This is a genomic window from Sphingosinicella microcystinivorans (genome assembly GCF_003634215.1).
GTDB classification, from domain to species: domain Bacteria; phylum Pseudomonadota; class Alphaproteobacteria; order Sphingomonadales; family Sphingomonadaceae; genus Sphingosinicella; species Sphingosinicella microcystinivorans.
Genome location: NZ_RBWX01000007.1, coordinates 1,408,119 through 1,432,032, shown reverse-complemented (window position 1 = coordinate 1,432,032; position 23,914 = coordinate 1,408,119). Strand labels below are relative to the sequence as shown.

Genomic DNA, 23,914 nt, shown 5'->3' with positions numbered 1-23,914 from the left:
CGTCAGAATGCAACCCGAACGCCGGCATTGGCCTTGAGCGTATAGCTGTCGCCGAAGTCCTTGAAAGGGCTATTGCCCGAGACTTCGCCAAAGAGCGTCACCCCCTTGGTCCAGCTCACGCTCGCGCCCAGGCCCAGTTCACCCCACAGCCGCTCATTCGCATAATCGATCGGCGTGCCTGAAACCCGGGTACGGGTGCCGTCCAGCCATTCGTAGCTGAGGTTGACCAGGCCGTAGATGTGGCTTCGACCACCTTCCCATTCGTTCTGATGATCGAGAGAGATGCCCCAGCGGCTCTTCAGACTGTCGCCCTTATCGGCCGAAATAACAGCGCTCGCCGGATCGGCGAAGCGATCGAACCGAACGTTGGAATAGGCCATCTGGATCTGCGGCGTAACGCTGAGTTTGCCGCCAACGGGCGAGCGCTTCCCCAGTTCGACGCTGAACGCCTCGCCGATGCCGTCATTGCCCTTGGCAAGCTCGCCAAGAATGCTGGAATCCAGATCGCTGTCGTACCAGCTGCGTTGCGCCTGACCGTCGATATAGAAGCCATTGAGCCCATACCACGTCAATGTCGCGCCCAGGCCATAGCCGTCGGTCTTGAGCGAGCCATTGCCGAAGAGCGAACGCACATGGCTGTTAGCCTCGCCATAAAAGGCAGTGACACCAGCGACCAGACGCTCGCCCTTATCGGTTGCGGCCAGCACTCGATCCGCCCCCAGCTGCATCTTCCAGCTGTTGACGTCCTGATCGGACATGCTGGTCGAGACCACGGCGTTGGCCCGGCTGCGCGTGCCTTCCATTCGGCCCCAGATTCCGCTTCCCTCCGCTTTTGCACCTGCTGGCCAGCTGCGGTTGCCAACACGCTGCTGCAGCGTCGGCAGGCCGTTAAGCGCCTGCAGGTTCGCGCCATAAGCCTCGTAAATCGGCACACCCGGCTGATAGAGTGGTGGGGTGGGCACATCGGGATCAACTGGCTCACCCGGATTGAGCAGCGACGAACGCAGATACCAGTCCCCGTCGGTTGGGCTAGCGACGCCACCCTGATACATGCGGTAGCCATAGGCGCCGGCGATCACCGCCTGCTCGCCATTGAACACATAATCGCCGTTCAGCGTAAACGTGCCATTCGAGGCACCGGCCACATCGACGATCTTGATGCCTTCAATTGTATGCGCGCCCAGCCCGTCACGGTTGATCACCGAAACCTGGGTGTTGCCCGATGTGGCGCCATTCACCACCAATCGATCGGTAGCCGAGCTGTCGTCGCTCAGTACCGCTTCGATCTCCAGCGTGCCGCCATTGCCGGCGTAATCACCGGCAACCGTCAGCGTGCCGATACCGCCTCGGCCAGGAGCAACGACTCCGGCATTGCTGATGCCTCCTACGTGCCCGGTGCCTTCCAGGCGACCGGCCTCGGCGACAGTCACAAGGCTGCCGAGCAGGCCATCGACGCCAAGCGTACCACCAGCGACCTGCGTCGCGGCGACATACCCGCTATTGTCGCCGGCCAGCAGCAAGGTGCCCGCACCGCCCTTGGTCAGCGAACCACTACCGGTTAGCGCTCCGTTCAATGTGAACGTCGTGCCCTGATCTGTCAGCAGCATGCCATCACCCGTGAACGACACGGTGCGATCGCTGGCAACGTCGGCCGTTGTCTGCAGCGTGCCGGCGTTGAATGTCAGTCCGCCCGCAGCATCGCCAAGATTGGCATCGATCGAGACCGCCAGCGTACCGCCCTCGATGGCAGTGCCGCCAGTATAGCTGTTGCTACCCGACAGCACGAGCGTGCCGGCGTCGGTCTTGACCAACTGGGTGTTGCCGGTCACGTCGGCCGCAATCGTCGCGGTGAACGCGGCGCCGGCCGCCGAGCCATCGCCTACGCGGATCGTGCTTTGCGGCCCGACCAGCGTCAGCGTCTCACCACCGATGATATAGGCGTCGGCGGCGAACTGCATGCCCGATGCACTGACGGCGCCGAGGCTGTTGTCGATCGTGACATTGCCGCCCGTACCAGCGAAGATCGCGAAAGCGCCGTCGGAATAGGCAGCATTCACAACGCCGTCGGCGTCGGTCCAGTTGTCATTGCCCATGCCGCTCTGCCACACGCCGTCACCACCATTGACCGCGTTGTTGAACTTTGGACCGGCATTGCCGTCCCAAAAGTTGAGCGCGAGCCCATCGGTGTTCACCAGATTGATCTGGCCCGCGACCGAGGTCTGGACGGTGGCGGTGCTGCCACCCGGCATGATGCCGAGGTTGAGGCCGTTGTTGGTCAGCGCGCCACCGTAGTTGAGCACACGGTAGATGCCGGCGCCAAACTCGCCCCCGGCGGGAACGGTGACGTCGAGCGTGCCGTCGAGCACCAGATCGCCGCCGACCTCGATCAAGTCGTTGAGCGCGCCGCCCACGGCATTGGCCTCACCGAACTGCATTGCAAGCGTCGAGCCTGAACCAAGCGACAGATTGCCGGCGATGTTCAGAGTGCCCGGCAGACCGTCAACCCCGCCGGGATCCAGCGTCGCACCATCGGCGATGGCAACATCCCCGCCAATCGTGCCGGTGCCGCCCAGCGTTGCGTTGGATGCGACGCCCGTGAGGCCGGTCGCCGACGACTGATCGCCGTTCACGAACAGCGCGCCCGCATTGACCGTCGTGCCGCCCGCATAGCTATTGGCGCCCGAAAGGATGAGCGAACCAGCTCCGTCCTTGGTCAAGCCCCCTGCCCCGCTCACCGCGCCGGTCAGATCGAGCGTCGTGCCTGCATCCGTCAGGAGCGTGCCTGCACCGGCCAGATCGATCGCGCGACCGATGGCGAGGTCCGTCGTGGTCTGCAGCGTTCCGCCGTTGAAGCTGAGGCCGCTCGTAGCACCGCCCAGATTGGTATCGGCCGAGATTTGCAGGATGCCGCCATTGACCGCCGTGCCGCCCGTATAGCTGTTATTGCCGCTCAGGATCAGCGTGCCGAGATCGGATTTCACCAACTGCGCCGCTCCGGTCAGCTCCGAATTTATCCGCGCGCTCGTATTCACGCCTGCCGCCGTACCGTCGCCGACACGGATAACCGCCTGCGTACCGGTCAGGGTGATGGCGTCCCCGCTGATCGTATAGCCATCGGTCAGGAACTGCATGCCCGCCGTATCGACAGTGCCCAGGCTCCCGTCGACCGTGACATTGCCCGCCGCGCCCATGAACACCGCGAAGGCGCTGTCTGCGAACGGCGCGTTCGGGATGCTGCCGTCATCCACCCAGTTGTCGTTGCCGGTGGAGTGCTGCCAGGCACCGTTGCCGCCGTCGATCACGCCATCATTCTTGGCGCCCGTGCCATCCCAGTAACGAAACGTCAGACCGGACGTGTTGACCAGGTTCACCTGATTGGCGACCGACGTCTGCACGTAGAAGTCGGGCGACGGGATCGTGCCGATCACCAGACCGTTGTCCGTGAGCGCACCGGTGTAATTGATCACGCGATAAATGCCCGGATCGAAACTGCCGCCCATAGCGGTCTCGACATTCAGCGTGCCGTCCAGCGTCAGGTTTCCGCCCACATTGACGAGATCATTAAGCGGACCGCCCACCACATTGGCTTGGCCAAGGCTGACGTTGAGCGCAGAGTTATTCGCCAGATGAAGATCGCCGTTGATGGTGAGGGCTCCAGGCGGGGCGCCAAGAGCGCCCGGACTGAGCGCCGCACCATCGGCCACGGTCACACTGCCACCGATCACGCCCATGCCGCCTAGCGTGCCAGCTGTCGCCACGGCAACATTACCGCCCAGTTCGTTGTTCACGTACAAGGAGCCGCCCGAAATGGCGGTCACACCAGTGAAGCCAGAGCTGTCGCCGGTCAGACTGGTGACACCCGCGACCTGGTTGATTGTGCCGGTCCCCGACATGGCTGATGCCAAGCTGTAATCCAGGTCGGTGTGGTTGAAGTTCACCCGCGACGTCGCGCTGCCGAGGTGAAGCGTCGGCGCGTCGAAAAGGCCCGCTGCCTCGGCAGCCAATCCCTCGCCGCCGCCAATGTTGAGGATGCCCGTCGCCGCGGCGTTGTTGGCAAGTGTGAACGCCCCGCCGACGTCAACCCGCGCGCCATCGGTCAGCGTGAGCGCACCCGTCCCGGTGCCGCTGCCGATGACGAGGTCACCGGTCGTGGCGAAGCTGGAACTGGTTCCCGACACCGAAAGGTCCGCAGCCTGCAGCGCGGTGCCGAAGGTCGCCGATGTGAAGCTTGCGGCGGCGCCCTGATCGACGGTGAAGTTGCCGGCAGTCATCAGCAGCGAGTTGGTACTCGCCCAGTTGGAGCCGGCGCCGGTAATCGTGACGGCGATGGGGTTTGTTGTGCTTGTTACCAGACCGATCTGGCTCGCACCGCCCGTGCGCAGCGTTCCGCCCGCGCTGATGGTCGTGCTGAAGGGAGCGTTGTAGGTGGCGCTCCCCTGGATCCCACCGGCCAGATCGACGAGCGAGTTCGGACCGTCAATGTTGAATTGTACGTCGACAGTCGACAGAGCCCGAAGGTCGAGGCTGCCCGTGGTCGTCCGGAGGGTGCCGCCGTTCGTGACCTGCACGACAGTCGAACCAATGAAAGGTATATTTCCGCCGATGGCGGCGGTGCTGAACTCCGACCCCGCGCCGTCGACGCTCAGCGTCGACCGACCCATGGTCGTCGAGCCACCCGAAACGACCTTCGCCCCGCCAACGATGCGCAGTTCGCCACCCAGGCCATTGACCCTCGTCCCGCCGCCATAGCTGCTGCTGCCGGTCAGCGTGGTCACGCCGGTGCCGACGATGTCAAGGAAGCCGGTACCGGTGACCGACCCGGTGTAGGTATAGGCGTCAGCACGACCGAAACGCAGCGTTCCGTTGTTGACTACGTTGCCCACGATCGAGGCGGTGGTGTTACCGCTGTAGGCGCCAATGAAGAGCGTGCCATCCTGAATTGTCGTGCCGCCGGTGTAGCTATTGTCGCCATAGAGGACGAGTGTACCGGCACCGAGCTTGGTCAGTCCGCCGCTGCCGCTCAGCGCATTGAGCACGCCGTTCGAGGTCGCGGCATTGGTGATGTCGACCGCGCCGCCGCTCGCACCCAGAATGTAGGTACGCAGGTTGGCAGAGCTGGCCCCGGTCAGTTGCAGGGTGCCGCCATCTATCGTGACCGCCCCGGCGACGTCGCCGAGGAAGCTGTCGTTGGCGACCGAAAGCACGCCGCCGCTGATCAGCGTACCCCCGGTGTAGGTGTTGCTTCCCGTCAGCACGAGCGTACCGGCGTCCGTCTTGACCAGTTGGGCCGTGCCGGTGATTCCGGCAGCGATCGTTGCGACGAATCCGGCACCCGCCACCGTGCCATCGCCTACCCGGATAACCGACTGCGTGTCCGTCAGGGTCAGCGCATCGCCCGTGACGAGATAGCCATCGCTGGCGAACTGCATGCCGGCCGCCGTAACCGCGCCGCCGCCGTTGTCGATCGTGACCGTGCCACCGGTTCCCGCGAAGATCGCGAAGGTGCCATCGTCATAGGCTGCATTAACAGCGCCTGCGGCGTTGGTCCAATTCTTATCGACACCGCCGACATGCCAGGTGCCGTCCCCGCCATCGACCAGATCGTTGAGCTTCGGGCCGGCATCGCCGTCCCAGAAGTTCAATGCCAGTCCGGCGGCATTGATCAGATTGACCTGACCGGCCACCGAGGTCTGCACGGAAACGTCGCTGCCGAATGGCATCGTGCCAAGCGTGAGGCCATTGTCCGTGAGCGCGCCGTCATAGTTGAAGACCCGGTAAATGCCGCCGCCGAACGTACCGCCGGCCGAAACATCGACATTGATGGTGCCATCGAGCCGTAAGTTTCCCCCGACATTGACGAGATCGTTGAGCGGCCCGCCGGCGACATCCGCCTGGCCGAACTCGAAGTTGAGCACCGAACCGCTCGACAGCAACAAATTGCCGTTGATCGTCATCGTGCCCGGGCTGTTGCCCGGCGCGAGGATGCCGCCATCGACCACATTCACATCACCGCCGATGATCCCGCTGCCACCCAGTGTCGCGCCCGAAGAGACCGCGACAAGCCCAGTCGCCGCCGATTGATCGCCGTTGATCCGCAACGTGCCGGCGTTGATGGTGGTCGAGCCGAGATAGCTGTTATTCTCGGTCAGGGTCACGATGCCTGCGCCATTCTGAACCACCGATCCGGTGCCCGAAATCAGGTCGCCGAATCCGACATTATCGGAGCGGTTGAACACCAGAGAGCCGTTGTTCAACACGTCACCCGTGATCCAGCCGCTGGTCCCGCTATTGCCAAGCTGGAGCTGGCCTGCCGCAATGGTGGTTCCACTGGAATAGCTGTTGTCCGCCGTCAGGACCAGCCGGCCGGCACCCGATTTGGCGAGCGCGCCCGCCCCCGATACCAGACCGTCAAGGGTGAAGGTCGTTCCGGCATCGGTCAGGACCGTGCCGGTGCTTGTCAGAGTCGTGTTGCGCCCGCTCGACATGCTGGCTGTCGTCTGCAGCGTGCCGCCGTTGAATGTGAGGACACCGGCAGCATCGCCCAGATTGGCGTTGCTGGAGACTTTCAGAATACCGGCATTGATCGTCGTGCCACCGGCATAGCCGTTGATGCCCGCCAGTGTCGTCGTGCCGGTGCCATCCTGCGTCACCGCCCCGCTACCGGAAATCACGCCGTTGAAGACGAGATCGTTCGAACGGTTGAACGTCAACAGGCCATTGTCGACGACATCACCGATGATGCTGCCGGTGGTGCCGCCATTGCCCAGTTGCAACGTGCCTACCGAGATCGTCGTCCCGCCTGTATAGCTGCTGTCGCCGGTCAGGATCGTCGTGCCGGCGCCGTTCTGCTGAAGTGCACCCGTCCCGACAATCGACCCCGCATAGGTCAGGCTGTCGGATCGGTTGAATGCCAGCGTACCGAAATTGTTGACGATTGCGCTGGCGACAGAGCCCGTGGTGCCGCCACTTCCTATCGAGAGGAGACCACCGTTAATATTGGTGGAGCCGGTATAACTATGGTTGCCGGTCAGCACCCATGTGCCGCTGTCGTTCTTGGCAAGCGTGGTGACGCCGGTGCCAGCATTGCCGATCGAGCCGGCGAGCGTGTTATTGCCTGCATTGGTGCCGCCAAGCGCAATCGTCCGCGCCTGATTGTTGTTCGCCAGCGTGACCGGCCCGGTGTCAGTGAAGACGACCGCGCCCGTGCCAGAGGATTCGATGAAGGTGACGCCGGAGGACAGGGTGAACAGGCGGTTCGTGGTATCGCCCGCGCCGGTGTAACGAAGCGTCGAGCCATTACCGATGACAAGATTCGCTGCCGCCGCCGATGATGCGCCGAGACTGCTGGCCAGTCCGCCATCGGCCAGCTTGTCGACGCCGAGGACGCCGCCGCTGATCGTCGTGATGCCCGTATAAGTGCTGCCCGGATTGCTCAGAATCCAGGTACCCGCATCGGTTTTGGTCAAGCGCGTCAGGCCAGAGCCGTTGTTCGTGATCTGCGCGGCAAGAATATTGTTTGCTGTGTTCGCACCACCAAGGGTCAGTGTTTGCGCCGTATTCGCGCTGGAGAAGGTCAGCGGGCCGGCATGGGTGAAGGCGATCGCGCCGGTGCCCCACGACTCGAGTCTGCTAGCGGCCGAAGCCCCGAGCGTGAACTGCCGGTTCGTGCTTCCGCCCGTGCCCACATATCGCAGTGCGCCGCCGTTGATTACGAGATTGCTCGCCGCCGCGGAGGACGAGCCGATCGAACTGTTTGCGCCGCCATCGCTAAGGCAGTCCACCGCGAGCGTGCCGGCGTTGATGATGGTCGTCCCGCTATAACTGCTCGAACAGCCCGACAGCTGCTGGAAGCTACCGCCGTTCTTAATCAGACCGCCGCCGCCCGAGATTGCACCACCGTAGACGGCGGATGCGCTGCCGCCAGTGTTGATCGTCAGCGTTGCCGTCCCGAGGGTGATATTGCCGCCCGTCCCACCGCCGCCGATCAGATAGAGAACGCTATTGTCGTAGCCGTCTAGATCGAGCGAGACACCCACCGTATCGTTGAGCGACATGAAGCCGCTCCGCAAGGCAGTGGTTGACCCGGCCCGCAGCGTGCCATTGATCACCCGCGTATTACCGGACGTGTTATTCATCCCCGACAGCAGCAGCGTCCCCGCACCATCCTTGCTGAGTTGCCCGGCGCCGGTAATGTTCCCCGAAAATTCGAGTGTCGTCCCGGCGTCAAAGACGTTGAGGACGCCGTTGCCGGTCATCGCGAAGCCGCGATCGGTCGAAACGCTGGCGCCTGTATAGGCGAGCGTACCACCCGCGAAGGTGAGGTTTGGCGACGCCGCCGACGAGGCGCCGATGCTGCTCGCCTGTCCGCCGTTCGCAATGCAATCGATCGCCAGCCCGCTGCTAATCGTCGTGACGCCGGTGTAGTCATTGGCGCAGCCGGTGATCGTTTGGGTATAGCCACCGCCTCCGCGTGTGAAACCGCCGCTGCCGGTGATCTTGCCTGAAAAGACGCCGGGGCCCCCGGCCGATGTGAGCGTATTTGCCCCAAGGTCGACGGTTCCCGCGCCGATCAGGGCCCCGACAAGGATGTCGAAGCCGCCAAGTTCAAGCGTAGCGCCGCTGTTGACCGTCATGTAACGACCGCCGGGGCCAAAGGCCTGCGCCGAACCCGCGCGGAAGGTGCCAGCATTGACGATGTTGTCACCGGCATAGGTGTTTGCGCCGCTCAGGATGAGCGTTCCATCGCCATCCTTGACGAAAGTGCCTGCGCCGGTAGCGATCCCGCTGACGGTCAGCGTGGCGCTGGCCTGGGCCACGCTGATGCCGCCATTGCCGCTGCCGAGGGTGAAGCCGCGATCGATGGCGGTGGTGCCGCCGGTATATTGCAACCGCCCGCCATCGCTCATGACAAGATTGGCGGAAGCGCTCGTTGCCGCACCCATGCCGCTGGCGACACCGCCATTGGAGAGCGTGCTCACCGACAATGTGCTGTTCTGGGCACCGCCGCCGCCGGTGATGGTCGTCACGCCGACATAGTCGTTCGCAGTATTGGACAGAACCAGCGTGCCCCAACCGGTCTTGGTGAGACCCGCGTCGTCCGGACTCGTCACCATGCCGGAGAATTCGACAGTGCGACCACCATCGACCTGAATCGCCCGCTCACTGCCGCCGTTGACCAGCGTGATACCGCGATCGGACACCACGTCCGAACCTCCGATATAGGCAAGCGTGCCGCTTTCCAGGCGCAGATTTGCGGGATCGGCGGACGAAGCGCCGATGCTGCTGTTTACCCCGCCATTGGCGAGACTCGTCACCTCAAGCCGTCCGCCGCTCAACGTCGTCCCGCCGGTATAGCTGTTGAGGCCCGTCAATCGAACGGTGCCGCTTCCATTCTTGGCAAGGCTAGTAGCGCCGCCATTGTTCACGATCGTCGACGCGATGGTGAATATACCACCGCCATTCTGTTGCACGCCCAGGGTGCTATCACCCGTGCCACCGGTCAGGGAGCCGCCGGTGATCGTCTGGTTGTTGGCCCCCACCGACGGGGCAACGATGATCGTGCCGTCGATGCCCAGCGTTGTCGCTGGAGCGATCGTGACGGTGGTGGTCGGATCGGAGGTGGTGAATTGCAGACCCGCAAGCTGCACATCGCTCGCCACGGTTCCAGAAAAGCTCTCTGTGTCGCCGTCGCTGTCGGAAATATATTGTCCGTCTGCCCAAAGGGACGCGTCATCCTGATCGGTATAATCAGCCTCGGCAAAAGCAACGATGTCGCCGCCAACGACCTTGGCATAGTCCGTACCGTTGATCGTGGCCCAACCGCCCAGACTCGTGTTGCTGGTGGTGAAATTGCCTGTGGCCGGCAGTGTGAAGTCGACCAATCCGCCAGCGCGACTGATCGCACCGAGATTGACGGTGACGCTTCCCGTAGCACCCGACTCTGCGCTGATCCTGTTGTTGCCGGCAAGGATGTTGAGGCCATTGAAGGTCTGGACGTTGTCCTGGCCCGCGCTGCCAAAGACTGTCACCGTGCCGCCGGCCATATTCAGCGTGGACGCGCTGGAAATAATGTCGGTGAGCGGTGCGCCGGGGCTGTCGAAGCCGAGGGCGAGCGTGCCGCCGTTAACCGTCGTTGTACCAGTGTAGGTGTTCGCCCCGCTGAGGGTCAGTATCCCGTTGCCAGCCTTGGTCAAACCGCCGCCGCCCGTGATGATTCCCGCATAACCAACGTTCGTGGCAGTATCGACCGTAAGATTGGCCGAGCCCAGCGCCACAGTTCCGCCTGTGCCGCTCAACGAAGGCGCAGTCAGATCATATCCGTCCAGATCCAGCGTGCCGCCATTCACGATGAAACCGGTCGCGGCGCCAAAAGCCGAGCTACTGCCCGCCTTCAACGTCCCCGCATTGACTGTAACGCTACCTGTGAAATCATTGACACCGCCCAAAACCCAAGTGCCGGCACCGTTTCCGATCAGATTTCCAGCGCCAGAAATGGTACCCGAGAAGGTATTCTCGCCGGCAAAAGCTCCGCCCAGTGTCAAACTGTCGGCCGCGCCGCCGACGGCGAAGGTCCCGCCGCCGCTTAGATTTAGCGCGCCCGTCCCGTCGTTCAGAATGGCGCCAGCACCGTTTGCGATCCACACGCGATTGCTGCTGTTCCCCGTACCGGTGTAGCTTAGCGATCCGGCACTCAACGTGATGTTCGTGCCGGCACCAAGTGAACTGACCGCGCCAATATCCGCCAGAACCGGCGCCCTGACGAGGCCGCCGATACTGGCCGCCCCGGAAAATGTGTTGGCGCCGCCAAGCGTGACGACATTGCCGCCGGCGCCGTTGAACGCATAGGCGCCCCCGCTCAATATGCCGAAAAGTTCGATGTCGGCAGTCTCAGCAAGGAAGGTACCGCCCACCGAAACATCGACATCACCCGTAATCGTCAGCGTACCCGTTCCCTGATTCCGGATGATCGCGCCATTGCCGTTGATATCCCAGTTCCGGTTCGAACTGTCGCCATCGCCTAGATAGATGATGCTATCGGTATATTGGCTCTGCTGATTGAAAACGATCGTGCCATCCGCGACGGTCACGGGCGCGCCCAGTGAGCTCGCCTGCCCGAGATCGCCGATCGACGTGAAACGCGCGGAGCAGACGCCATTGCAACCGGAAAAGATGGTTTGACCCGTATAGGTGCTGGCATCGTTGCTCATCGTGACGCCGCTGGCTGCCACGGATACCCGGCCATTGCCTGTGATCAACGCCGATCCCGCGCCTGCGCCTTCCAGGATCAGAGTGCCGGCATCGCCGATCGTGACGGTGCGGTTTGTCGCGGCCCCGGCGATCGACAGCCGAACAGTCGCTGCGGCTGCCGTGGAAATGTTGTTGTCGGCATTGCCCAAGGCAGCATCGCTGCCCGCATAAATGCTGCCGAGATTGAGAAGGATATCGCCCGTGAAGCTATTGGTGCCATTCAAAATCAGCCCGCCGGCGCCAGCTTTGGTCAGGCCGGACGAGCCTGCAATGACGGAATTTATCGTGGTATTTCCGCTGTTCGTCGCGAACGTGGGCGACAGGCCGGCGAGCGTCAATGTGCTGCCGGTGAGTGTGAAACTGGCCGCATTAAAGGTCAGGTTATGAACGACGATCGGCGCGCCGAGCGTCACCGTCCCGGCGGTGCCGCCGAAGATGGCGTTATCAAGCGCCGCGTTGGTCCATGGGAGGCTGTAAGGGCCGCTGACGCCGTCGGCGCTGGGGCTCCAGTTCAGATTGTCGAGGTTCCATGTACCCGTGCCGCCGGTGCCAATGGCGGTGCCGTTAGCATCCCAGTTCCGATCTTCAGCGTGTGCTGGCGCAGCCAATGCCAGGAGCGCCAGCGCCGCAAGAGAGCTCCCCGAGAGCAAGCGCCGCGACACTTTGGCAGCGTTTTGACGGTGCCGATTGGCTGCGTTGCTCATTTTAACTCTCCTCAGACATACGCTTCCGCCGCCAGCAGTTGCTGGCGGGGTCATCGACGAAATTCTGGTGAATGAAATGCGGGAAAACATAAGCGCACGGCTTGCCGGGCGTTCGCCACTTCAATCCTTCGCACGCCTACTTCGCCTCCCGTTGGCAACCCCGCTAACTCAATTGAGTTCGGAGGCTTTGCGTCCTGCCGTCACCGACAGTTTGCCCTTTTCAACGCTCCGCGGCGCTGCGCTAACACCAACCGGCATCCAACCCTGCAAGCGTTAGCCGCCAGGCCGGACTACGATCTCGAAGCGATCGACGAGAACATTGTCTTGAGAAGTCTTATCAAGCAGTTACGTACCATTACAACCCCAATTCTCCGTCGGATATGCTTAACGGATTGTAAAATTGTGCTGGCTTACCGCAGTGTCAGACTCTCGATTCCAGGGAAAACAAATTTCGATCCAATGCACAATTCGGCCTCTTCGTGATCATACAGGTAGCATGACATTGAGTGCCACCACGTCTCATTCATCATCACCATCCGTCTTGGCAGATGCGGTGAATGCTTTGAGGCGCAACGATCTCAGGGGAGCGGAAGCTCTCATCCGGAAGCGTCTGGCAACCGACCCTCAAGATCTCGAAGCCGCGAGGCTACTTGCAGGAGTAGCTGCGATGACAGGGTCGTCTGCCGACGCCGAAGCGCTGCTGAGGGGAGCAATAGCGCGCGCGCCTGCATTTGTCCTCGCCTACAGCGACCTGGTGTCACTTCTATGTCGTCTCGACCGCGCAGAGGAAGCCATCGCGTTGCTCGACAACGTCATCGAGGATCCATCTCGTCGCCTTTGGGCCATGTCCCTGAAGACGACCCTCCTTGCCGGCGAAAGACGCATAGAGGAAGCACTTCACATTCATGAGCAGCTGATTGCGCACGCGCCCGGAGCTGCTGTGCCTTGGATGAACTACGGCTTAGCGCTGAGAACTGCAGGGCGCCTTCACGACGCTGTCGCGGCCTATCGAAGATCACTGGAAATCGACGCTGCAAACGGATTCGCCTGGCTTGGGCTGGCCAACCTGCGTACGATCCGCCTCGGTAGCGACGACGTTGCTCTGCTGGAGCGAGCTCTGGAGACAGTGCATGATGACGCGCAGCGGATCCAGCTCCATTTTGCACTTGGCAAAGCCCTGGGCGACCTAAATCAATTCGAGCGCTCGTTCCGTCAGTATCAAATGGCGAACGACATCCGGGGTAGGCTCGTGCCCTACAGAGCTGTTGATGGCGATGTGCGCGAGGCCGAGGCCGCATTCACGCCCAAGTTTTTCGCCGAACGCGTCGACCGGGACATGGGTGATTCCGAAGCGATCTTCATTGTCGGCATGCCCCGTTCCGGCTCTACATTGATCGAGCAGATTCTTGACAGCCACCCGCTTGTCGAAGGCTTGGGCGAGTTGTTCGAGCTTCAAAACATTGTCACACGGGTCATTGGCACAACTCCACAAGACGTGTGGTATGAAACAATGGCCAATCTCACCGCTGACGAGCGCCGGGCGCTCGGACAGAGCTATCTGAACTCAGTGCGCCGTCATCGAAAGACAGATCGGCCTTTCTTCACCGACAAGATGCCGTCGAATTGGCAGTACCTAGGCTTGATTTACCTAATCCTTCCCAACGCAAAGATCATAGATGCCCGAAGGCATCCTGTTGCATGCTGCTTTTCGAATTTCACCACCTACTTCAATCTGCAAACCAACGTTCCGACCAGCTTAGAGGAGCTTGCCCACCATTACTGTAGCTACACTCGCATGATCTCTCATTTCGATGCGACCCTGCCGGGGCGAATCCACCCGGTTCAATATGAAAGGCTGATAGATGACATCGAAGGTGAGGTGCGTCGACTGCTCGCGCATCTAGGTCTCCCTTTCGAAAACGCCTGTTTGCGCTTTCACGAGAATCCAAGGGCGGTCGATACCCCGAGTTCGGAGCAAGTCCGCATTCCTATCAACAGGAAAGGCCTTGGCAGATGGCAAAACTACGAACCGTGGCTCGCGCCCCTGCAAATGGAGCTTGGCTCATTGATTGAAACATACTCACACAGCGGGTCCGAGGACGGAGAGACACGCCTCTAGCAGTCCGTCAGCCGAAGTGGGCGGGCCATTGAACGCCTCTACAATCTTGATGATCTGCACGAAGGAGGAAACCGATGCATGTCGCCAAGGATTCAGCCCCGTCAGGGATATGGCATCGAGCGAGCGATGCCCACCGTAGCCTTCCGCGCCTCGCCGCTCGCCTCTTATATACCAAGGACGAGGAGGAGCTGGGACTAGAGGAGATCGACAGGGTCTCCGTCGCCATCGAGCGCGGCGTTCGGTCCAGATTTATGATCTGCGCCGCGCTGTTTGGCCTTTGCGCACTTTTGTCGTCGCTCGTTCTGCTGGTTTGGGGCGTGGCCAGCGTCAGCGATCAGAACGTCGGCCAAGGGCCAGTCATCGCCTTTATGGTCCTGATGGGGATCGCGGCGCTGACGCTCGTGTACTGGCGACACTTCCAATACGGCCTTGGCGTCATTGGGACCAAGCGTCCGGCATTCTACGGCAAAAGCCGTCCCTCGACGGTCGAAACGCTTGAGAAGCTCTTCGACTTCCTTGGCCGAAGAACGGCGCCCGAGGCCTATTATTATGACCGAAAAGGCATCAGGCACCCTGTCAGCCGCCGCCATTTCTATGGTCGCCTGCGAGGCTTGCTGTTGTCGGAATCCGCAGGCGATCGGGCGCTTGTCCTCCCTCCCAACGGCTTCTGGTTCAGCCGCCAGATTTATGTGGATGCCGAGCCCGACGAAATCATCCGCGCCCTCAAGGTCAAACCACAAGCGGGCGGGCGTCCGAAGGCCTATGACTATGAAGCGATGCTGCTCACGGTCATCGAGCACCCTTCCCTTCGCAACATCGACCCCGACAAGCATGGCGCCGAAACGCAGGTCATGAACCTGATTCGGGCGCGCTGCGATCCCAGCGAAGCCCATGACAACGACATTCCCGTCCCGGAGCCCACCAAACTTCGGGGATTTGCCAAGAAAATTGTCGCCGCGTTGAAAATCAATCGCTCAGCGTTGCCGGACTGAACCACCGTATTACCGCAGGTCAGCGGAAAAGCGCCAATCTCAGATACGCCGAATTAGCGCAATTTGCCGCACATCGGTAGAATTCTGCCGCTTTCCAGTTCCCGCACGACCCATCCGCAGCCTTGTGCAAGCTCAGACGTCTCCTGCCACGCACCACCAGCCACGGAGACGTCCATGGAACCCGTTGCCATCTCTATCAACGATACCGCCAAGGTCCTCGGCGTTTGTCGATCATCGGTCTACGGCCTGATCAAGTCGGGCGGACTCGACGCGATCAAGATCGGCAGGCGCACCTTGTTGACCACCGAGTCCATCAGGCGGTTGGCGCAAACCCGGTCCGCCGTCTGATTCCGGCTGCTAGGCCCGCCCCCGACGCGTGGTTGGCGAACCGCTCCCATCTGCCTGTCGCCATACCGCCGCTCGTCGTCATCGCTATCTACGAAAGGACACTCTATGTCCGTTTTCCGCCGCGTTCTGGACCGGCTCACCGGTTTTCCGTGGACCAGCCGCAAGGTTACGCTGCGCGTCTCGACCGACCCCCGCGCCGCTCGCTTTGCACTGCCGCTAATCAAAAAACTCCTCGCTGAGGACGACGACGGCGAGACCTACCGCACCGCACTGATCGACTGGCACCGGGCGGAGCGGCCGCCCCTAGCGCTGTATCATGGAACCACGAGCTTCTGCCGGATCGATGGTCCCAGCCAATGGGTGGGCGATCGTCCGTTTCCACTCGGCGGGCTGATCCTCAGTCCCGGCGTGACCGCGCACCTTGATCCGTTCGAGGCCGAAGCTCTGCACGAACATATGCAAGGCGCAGTCGAACGGGCCATTCGGGCATGGCTTGCCGATCGCAGTCTCCGTGCTCACCCGGCGGTCCCGGTGGAGTTCGATCGCCGTAAGGCCGACCACACGGCCAAGGCGATGATCGCGGCCTGGGCGGCGCGGCAGGAGCGGAACCGCCGACCCGCCGCCGACGATGCGAAAGGCCCGCGTCATGTCTGACCCGGTCGCGCATTGGGTAGCGTTGCTGGGCCGCGATGCTGCGCATCGAGCCCGATATTTGGATACACACCTCACGCACGTGTGCATCCCGCTTTTCCGCCGTTCTTGGAGAGTGCGCCGAGAGTGCGCACATTCGGCGGATGGGCAGACCCTCGCATTTACGCGGCGTTTCACGAGTGCGCAGTGCACTCGCGGACTGGCAGCGCTATGAAGCCGGTCCAATACACCGTCCGCCTGCCGGCATCGGTGGACAATGCGCTGCGGTCGCTGGCCAAGCGGCAAGATACGAGCGTCTACGCGGCGCTTCAGCTGTGCGTGAAGGCGGGGATCGCAGCGCTCGCCAATCCCTCTGCGCCGGGCACCGACGACCGCGAACTCGTCGCCGAACTTGCATCGCTCGGCACCCGCATCGTGGATGTCGAGCGGCTGCTCGACCGCACGCTGTTCACCGCCTGCGCCGCCTACGCCTATGCCCGCAGCGCGGCACTCGGCGCGCGCAAGAGCGACGAGGTCATCACCACCGAGATCAACGCTGCCTATGACCGCCAGCGGAGGCTCTCGCAGGAGGGCCGGCGATGACCCACGATCGGCGCATCCATGCCGATGCCGTGCGGCGGCAGCTTCGCAGCAACCACGCCCGGCGCTTCAAGCAACAGGTCGGCATCATGCTTAGCGCCGTCGTGCTCGGCGCGGTGGCGGCGCCCTATACGCTGCTGGAAAAGGACGCGCAGTGGGCGGCGGGCGTCTACACCTACGCGCGGACGAGCGTATGGGTCGCGGGCGGCGTAGCCGCCGATCCCGCGATCAGCATCCGATATCAGGGAGCGGATTACCGCGTATCCGCGCGTACCGTCATCGCGAGCCGCTACTACCGCGAAGCGGCAGACGCAGTGCTGATCTACGCCGCTCGCGGTTGCGGGCTGGGCCTTGCCGCGTGGCTCTTCGGCCTGGCCCTGCTCCAAGGGGCCGCTGCGCGGCGGCGCGAGCGCGCGCTTGAGGATCGGGTCATCACCGGAACCCTCGTCACCACCGAGAAGAAGCTGGCGAAACTCGTGGCCAGCGACGCGCGTGCCGATGCCCTGGCGATCGGCACCGTGCCGATCCCCGCGCCGCTCGAAACCCGCCACATGGCGATGATCGGCACGACGGGCAGCGGCAAGACCACGGCGCTGCGTCAGCTGCTCGACGGGATCGAGGCGCGCGGCGACGCCGCGCTCGTCTACGACACCAGCGGCGAGTTCGTCGCGCATTACTACCGGCCCGAGCGCGGCGACGTGATCCTGAACCCGTTCGATGCGCGCTGCGCGTTCTGGACGCCCTTCGCGGAAATCGCCCATCCCGCCGACGCCGCGCGCATCGCGCACCAGTTCATCACCGAGACGAACAGCCAGGACCACGACGTGTGGCTGGAGACCGCGCGCATCCTTGTCACCAACATGATTCGCAAGCTCTGGGACGAGGGAAACACCACCCTCTCCGCGCTGCTTGGCGCGCTTCAGGTGAAGACCAAGGACGAGCTCAAGGCGTGGCTTACCGACACATCGTCGGCGCGGACCTTTGCCGACGATGCCGACCGGGCGACGGGCAGCGTGCTCTTCATGCTCGCCAAGGCCGCCGACATCGTCCAGTTCCTGCGCGCCGAGGACAGCGGCGGCGCGCCGTTTGCGTTCCGCGACTTCATGAGCGGGCTCGACGCGCGCAAGGCTCCGCGCCCGTGGATCTTCGTGCCGCGCAAGGAAGACTATTTTGAGGCGTCGAAGCCCCTCCTCGCCTGCTGGCTCGAATGCGCCGCGAGCGCCGTGCTGGGGCTCGCGCCCTCGCCCGAGCGGCGCATCTGGTTCGTGCTCGACGAGCTTGCCGACCTCCCCCGCGTCGACAATCTCGCGCGGCTTCTCCCCGAGGGCCGCAAGTTCGGGGCTGCCGTCGTACTGACCTTTCAGGCGCTCGGGCAGATGCGGCACCGCTACGGGCCGCAGCTTGCCGAGTCCATGCTCGGCTGCTGCAACACCAAGCTGTTCCTGCAAACGATCGATAGCGAGACCCGGCAGTGGGCCAGCGAGACCATTGGCACGTGCGATGTCGAAATCCAGACCATGACCGACGCGCTGGCCGAAGGCGACGATGACGCCCGCACCACGCTCGGCCGGATGCGCAAGACGCGGCCCGCCGTTCTCGAAAGCGAACTGCGCCTCCCCAAGCATGAAGGCTTCCTGCTGCTGCCGGACGGTTTGCCGGTGGCGCGCGTGAAGCTGACCGCCGATCATGTCGTGCGGCGCGGGCCGCCGCGCCAACCGGGCTACGTCGTTGGCGATCCGGGCACCACGCTCTGGCAGTCGGAGCGCGCCGCGCCCGCCCCGCAGCCCCCGTCCGAGTCCTCGCCATCCCCCACGAGCCAGGGGCCGGTGTGATGGTCGCGTCGGTGTCCGCGCTTACCAGCTCGGCGCAAGCGAGCAGCTACTACGAGGCCGATGACTATTACGCCGAGGGCGGTCTTTCTCCATCGGCGTGGCAGGGAAAGGGCGCCGAGGCGCTAAGTCTCTCCGGCGAGGTGGACCGCGACCGGTTCCGCGCGCTTCTGGACGGCAAGGTTGAGGCCCAGCAGCTCGGCACGATGCGCGGCGGCCAGCTTGAGCACCGCCCCGGCTGGGATGTGACCTTGAGCGCACCCAAGTCGGTGTCGATCATGGCCGAGGTGGCGGGCGACCGGCGGCTGATTGCGGCGCATGGGCACGCGGTCAGAACCGCGATGACGCATGTCGAGGCGCACATGGCCGCCACACGCGTCCGGGGCGGCGGCGCCATTGTCCGCGAGCCGACCGGCAATCTCATCATTGCCAGCTTCCAGCACGGCACCAGCCGCGCGCAGGACCCGCAGCTTCACACGCACAACGTCATCATGAACGCGACGCAGGGCGAGGATGGCGCCTGGCGCAGCCTTGAACCGCGCGCGATCTACCAGCTTCAGAAGCAGATCGGCGCGATCTACCGGCAGGAACTCGCCTTGAAGGTGCGCGAGCTCGGCTATGAGATTGAGGCGGGCAAGGACTCGCTGTTCGAGATCAAGGGCGTGTCCGGCGCGGTGGTGACCGCATTCAGCACGCGCAGCGCCGAGATCGAAGCGGCGCTCGCCGCGCGCGGCACGTGGCGCGACGCGGCGAGCGCGTCTGAAAAGCAGATCGCAGCGCTCGACACGCGGCAAGCGAAGGTCGCCGCCGATCATGCCGCACTTGTCGCCGGGTGGCGGGAGACAGCCGACGCGGCCGGGTTCGGGTCGAAGTCACGACTGGCGATGATCGAGCAGGCCGAAGCCAAGGCCGTAGACCCTTCCCTTCGTGCTAACAGGGAACGTGAGGCAACCTTGGCGGGCCGTGCCGTCGCCCACGCCGCCGAGAACCTCGGCGAACGACAGTCAGTGTTTTCTGTTGCCGCGTTGCACGAGGAAGCCGGTCGGGTTGGGCTCGGCAAGGTCAGTTACGCGCAGGTCGGCGTGGCGCTCGCGGCGGCGACTGACAAAGGCGCGTTGATCGAGCGGACCTTTCTGGACCGGCGCGGCGCGGCGTTCGCCGGGTTTACCACCTGCCGGAATGTCGAGACCGAAGCCCGGATGCTGCGCATCGAGGCGGAAGGACGCGGTACCCTTGCCCCGATCGCTTCGCCGCTTGCCACCGCCAAGGCCGTCGCCAACGCCGCCGCGCAGGCGGAACGCGCGGGGCTCAGCTGGAATGCCGACCAGCGCCAAGCCACCGCGCAGCTCCTGAGCAGCCGGAACCGGGTCACCGCCTTGCAAGGCTTTGCGGGCACCGCCAAGACCACCACCGTCCTCGCCACGCTCGCGCGCGAGGCCGAGGCGCGCGGCGTATCCGTCATCGCGCTTGCCCCCACTGCATCGGCGGCGATGGTGCTGGGCGAGGCGCTCGGCACGCGCGGCGACACGGTCGCGCGGCACCTACTGTCACCCGAGCGATTGCCTCAGGGCCAGCCCGCCGCGTGGATCGTAGACGAGGCCTCGCTGCTCTCGGCCCGCGATACCGCCCGGCTGCTCGACCTCGCCGACCGGCACAATGCCCGCGTCCTCCTTGTCGGTGACGTGAAGCAACTTGGATCGGTCGACGCAGGCGCGGCGTTCGCGCAGCTGCAGGGCGCCGGTATGGAAACCGCGAGGCTCGCCGACATCGTCCGGCAGACCAACGCCGCGACCAGAGAGGCCGTGCTGGCATCGATCGCCGGAGACGCGAAGGCGGCGCTCGACGCGCTCGATCGGGGCGGCGGGCAGATCATCGAGCGTGCCGACCGCGCCGCAAGGTTCGCCGCCATTGCCGAGGCATATGCTGGGCTGGACGAGGCTGGCCGCGCGCGCACGCTTGTCATCGAGCCTTCGCGCGAGGGGCGCGATTCTCTGACCTCCGATATTCGGGCGGCGCTGACGCGGTCGGGCGTGCTCACCGGCCCCGCCGTCACGGTGGAGAGTCTTGCCAATAAGGGACTGACCCGCGCGGAGGCACGTGATCCCTTGAGCTATGACAAGGGCGACATTGTCCGGTTCACCCGCGACTATGCCGACAAGGGCGTGGCGCGCGGCGAAGCCTACCAGGTGGAGAGCATCGATCCGGCCAGGGCCACCATCACGCTCAAATCGGAGGACGGGCGTGAGGTGGATTGGCGTTTACGGCAATGGGGCGCTGGCAAGAGCCAGGCTTTTGCGCCGCAGTCGCTGGAGCTGAAAGCCGGTGACAGCATTCGGTTCACCCGAAACGATCGCGAGATGGGCCGGGTCAACAGCGGGCGCGGCGTCGTGATTGCAGTGGACGAGAAGTCCCGCACGGCCATCATCCAGATGTCGAAAGGCAGGAGCGAAACGCTGAACCTGGACGCGGCGCGCGACAGGCACATCGCCCATGCCTATGTCGAGACCACATTCGCCGCACAGGGCCGTACCGCCGACCACGTCATCATCCACGCCGACAGCCGGGCCACCAACCTTGTCGATCAGAAGAGCTTCTATGTGGGGATTTCTCGGGCGAAGGCGTCCGCCACCGTGTTCACCAACGATCGCGGGAAGCTGATTTCTGCCATCAACGAGCGCGCCGGCCAGGTGCAAACGGCCATCGCGCAGATGGTGATGCCATCTCGGCCTGCAGGAAAAGTTGCAGGAGCCGGGATAGGCTAGCGACGCGCGCGGTTCCGTCGGACTGAGCGGTCATAGTGTGGGGCAGTAGTCGCCGACAAAGGAGCCGCTCGCGGAGTTGAAGTCACTCGTTGATACCTGCCGGCCGTTCATATGGTGAACTGGCTTCCCGGTGATCGCGAAAGCTAGCCGAATAGGCGTATCCATTGGCGTGGGCGATGTCTCAGCCCTCGAGCCGACGCGGCCATATATGCGGAAATTTTGCGCACGTATATGGTAGAAAGGATACGCCTAGTGCGGCTCTCGGTATGTCTCGGATTCCATCCACCATGACCAGCGCCATTCCGCATGCTGATCGAGCCGTTCATGATCGGATCGAGTAGTGCGCTGGCCACGCCATCGTTGGCACCGATGGCTTCCAGACCGAGGCTATTGCGGGGGTCAAGAACGAGATCGCTCGCCGTACAATGAGCGAGGCGCGGCTGACGGCTGTGCCGGGACCGATCGAAAGCTGCTGTAGCGACAGATCGGGCGGACGCAATGCTCCGGAAACTCTTGTCAAAAGCTTAGGAACCTCGCGCCCGCACTACCGCGAGACGACTGGCGCGAAAAGGCGATTGGCAGACCAGTTATGTGATGTTATTTCATATCACGAATCAGCTCATAACAGGGGTCTAAGTTGCGTTTCCAGAAGAATAGCGCGTGCCTGCTCGCCGTATCCGTGTCGACTTTTGCTCAGGTAGCCCACGCAGAAGAAGTTGCATCGACGGCTTCGGACATCGTCGTTACCGCCAGCCGCACGGAGGAGCGGCGGGAGAATGTCGCCTCGTCGATGGAAGTGATCAGCGAAGAGCAGCTCGCCAACACGGTCGGCCTCAATTTCATCGATCAGCTCAAGAAGAATGCGAGCGTGGATGTCATCCAGTATCCAAACGGGCTGGGCGGTGTCGGCCTGCGCGGCTTGCGGCCGAGCTTTGAGTTTTCGATCAACCCGCAGGTGCTTGTTCTGGTCGATGGGCGTCCATCGGGATCGAGCAGCTTCACCACCATCGCGCCGGAGAGCGTCGCGCGGGTCGAGGTGCTGAAAGGCCCGGCTTCGGCGCTCTATGGCGCATCCGCCGTAGGCGGTGTCATCAACATCATCACACGTCGTTCTTCCGGGCCGCTCGGCGGGCAATTCTCGATTGGCGGCGGCTCTTTCTCCACCATCCGCTCCGGCGCGACTCTGGGCGGCGATCTAGTGCGCGGCGTCGATTTCGATCTCGATCTGGGCTATGTAAATCAGGGTGGCAATTTTCGGCTGGGCGACGGGGAGCGCGCCGCGAACAGCACGTCCAGGCGTGGATCGGGCCGCTTTCGGGTCGGCAGCACCTTGTCCCCGATTGCCCGCCTCGATGCGAGTGTCGATTTTGCCAGCCTCGATAATGATGCGCCGGGGCCGCAATCCTATGATCCCAAAACACCGTCCGGTAACCAGACGGACAGGATCAGCGGCGATGTCCGGCTGGAACTGACGCCGCTGGATCATGAAATCCGCCTGATCGGCTACGCTTCGCGCGAGAATTATGATTATTACACAGTGCCTGTGGCATCGGCGCGATATGTTTCCAGCAATACGCTGACCGAGTTTCGCGGGGTGCAGGCGCAGGATAGCTGGCGCGTTCTGCCGGCCTTGCGCCTGACCTATGGCGGCGACTGGCAGCGGGTGGAGGCCGCCCGCAAGTCCTGGAATGCGGAAGGCACGCGCAAGGCGCCTTCCTCTCCGGAAGAAAGCCGGGAGACCAAGGCAGTGTTCGCGGAGACAGGGCTGAACCTGCTCGACGAGCGGCTGAACCTGACGGCGGGCGGCCGTTATGACTGGATCACGGTCAAAACCTATGAGACGCCCTACCGGACCAACTTCACGCCCGGCACCGCGAAATTCGGGGTGTTCAATCCCCGTGGCGGGGCCGTGGTGAAGCTGGGCGGCGGCGTGCGCGCGCACAGCACCATCGGCCGGGCCTTCGTGCCCCCGCAGGCGCTGCAACTGGCGGGGGAGAATGAGGAGTTCGCCGGGACGCAGCGGCGCGTCTCCTATGGCAACCCGGACCTTCAGCCGGAACGCAACACGACCTGGGATGCCGGTATCGGCTTTGCGAGCGGGGCACTGTTCGCGGACGTCACCTATTTCCACTCGCGCACGCGCAACCGCATCAAGACGGAAATCGTCTCGGAAACGCCGACGCTGCGCCAGACCAGCTATGTGAATGCCGACGCCTCCCGCATGGAAGGCGTGGAAGCGCAGATCGCGCTCGATGCGGGCGCGGCGCTGGGCCTCGCGCCGGACCGGGTGCGGATCAGCGGCAGCGTGACGCATATCATCACCGCCGAGGACCGGACCGCCGAAGGCGTGGTGTCGGCCATCCGCAACGTCGCGGACTGGAAGGCGAACGGATCGCTGACCCTTTCCAATGGCAGCACCCTTTCCGCCACGGCGACCATCCGCTTCAACGGTGACCGGCGCGATGTGGACTATAGCCAGGGGCGCATCTTCACCAACGGCGCGGGCGGGGAGTTCACGCTCGCCCGCTTCACCACAGCGGATTTCAGCCTGCGCTGGCAACCGACGCGGAAGGACGGCATCCGGCTGGAAGTCGCCAATGCCTTCGACGTCAATTATTATGAGAAGGCGGATTACTGGATGCCCGGCCGCACGGCCTACATCCGCTATATCCGGACGTTCTGA

At 63.4% G+C, this 23,914-nt stretch carries 9 protein-coding genes and 1 riboswitch; of the genes, 8 read left to right on the top strand and 1 reads right to left on the bottom strand.

Features of this window, described 5'->3' with window-relative positions; translation table 11 throughout:
* Positions 1–2 precede the first annotated feature (2 nt).
* Complete coding sequence (locus DFR51_RS06770) at positions 3–11,951, bottom strand: autotransporter-associated beta strand repeat-containing protein (protein ID WP_207790673.1); 11,949 nt, start codon at positions 11,949–11,951, stop codon at positions 3–5.
* Positions 11,952–12,101: 150 nt separating this feature from the next.
* A riboswitch (cyclic di-GMP riboswitch) is annotated at positions 12,102–12,177 on the bottom strand.
* Between the two features lie 270 nt (positions 12,178–12,447).
* On the opposite strand from DFR51_RS06770, the gene DFR51_RS06765 reads away from it, so the two are divergent.
* From DFR51_RS06765 to DFR51_RS06730, 8 genes are all read left to right on the top strand, one after another.
* On the top strand, positions 12,448–14,070 hold the full coding sequence (locus tag DFR51_RS06765) for a tetratricopeptide repeat-containing sulfotransferase family protein (protein ID WP_121048311.1): 1,623 nt from the start codon (positions 12,448–12,450) through the stop codon (positions 14,068–14,070).
* A 74-nt stretch (positions 14,071–14,144) separates the two neighbouring features.
* On the top strand, positions 14,145–15,062 hold the full coding sequence (locus tag DFR51_RS06760; RefSeq protein ID WP_126494747.1) for a hypothetical protein: 918 nt from the start codon (positions 14,145–14,147) through the stop codon (positions 15,060–15,062).
* Positions 15,063–15,236: 174 nt separating this feature from the next.
* Positions 15,237–15,410: a helix-turn-helix domain-containing protein gene (locus tag DFR51_RS06755; RefSeq protein ID WP_121048305.1), complete on the top strand. Its 174-nt coding sequence runs from the start codon at positions 15,237–15,239 to the stop codon at positions 15,408–15,410.
* Between the two features lie 105 nt (positions 15,411–15,515).
* Positions 15,516–16,064 carry a hypothetical protein gene (locus tag DFR51_RS06750; protein WP_121048302.1) on the top strand — a complete coding sequence of 183 codons (549 nt, stop codon included), beginning with the start codon at positions 15,516–15,518 and terminating at the stop codon, positions 16,062–16,064.
* 207 nt (positions 16,065–16,271) lie between these two features.
* Positions 16,272–16,643, top strand: a complete 372-nt coding sequence (locus tag DFR51_RS06745; RefSeq protein ID WP_121048299.1) for a hypothetical protein — start codon at positions 16,272–16,274, stop codon at positions 16,641–16,643.
* Positions 16,640–18,472, top strand: a complete 1,833-nt coding sequence (locus DFR51_RS06740; protein WP_121048296.1) for a type IV secretion system DNA-binding domain-containing protein — start codon at positions 16,640–16,642, stop codon at positions 18,470–18,472. Before DFR51_RS06745 ends, DFR51_RS06740 begins: the two co-directional genes overlap by 4 nt.
* Positions 18,472–21,231 carry a MobF family relaxase gene (gene mobF / locus DFR51_RS06735; protein ID WP_121048292.1) on the top strand — a complete coding sequence of 920 codons (2,760 nt, stop codon included), beginning with the start codon at positions 18,472–18,474 and terminating at the stop codon, positions 21,229–21,231. Before DFR51_RS06740 ends, mobF begins: the two co-directional genes overlap by 1 nt.
* Positions 21,232–21,910: 679 nt before the next feature.
* Positions 21,911–23,914, top strand: a complete 2,004-nt coding sequence (locus DFR51_RS06730; RefSeq protein WP_243446547.1) for a TonB-dependent receptor — start codon at positions 21,911–21,913, stop codon at positions 23,912–23,914.

Coding starts and splice junctions, on each gene's coding strand:
- DFR51_RS06770 (WP_207790673.1), bottom strand. CDS start 11,951: ATGAGCAACGCAGCCAATCGGCACCGTCAAAACGCTGCCAAAGTGTCG.
- DFR51_RS06765 (WP_121048311.1), top strand. CDS start 12,448: ATGACATTGAGTGCCACCACGTCTCATTCATCATCACCATCCGTCTTG.
- DFR51_RS06760 (WP_126494747.1), top strand. CDS start 14,145: ATGCATGTCGCCAAGGATTCAGCCCCGTCAGGGATATGGCATCGAGCG.
- DFR51_RS06755 (WP_121048305.1), top strand. CDS start 15,237: ATGGAACCCGTTGCCATCTCTATCAACGATACCGCCAAGGTCCTCGGC.
- DFR51_RS06750 (WP_121048302.1), top strand. CDS start 15,516: ATGTCCGTTTTCCGCCGCGTTCTGGACCGGCTCACCGGTTTTCCGTGG.
- DFR51_RS06745 (WP_121048299.1), top strand. CDS start 16,272: ATGAAGCCGGTCCAATACACCGTCCGCCTGCCGGCATCGGTGGACAAT.
- DFR51_RS06740 (WP_121048296.1), top strand. CDS start 16,640: ATGACCCACGATCGGCGCATCCATGCCGATGCCGTGCGGCGGCAGCTT.
- mobF (WP_121048292.1), top strand. CDS start 18,472: ATGGTCGCGTCGGTGTCCGCGCTTACCAGCTCGGCGCAAGCGAGCAGC.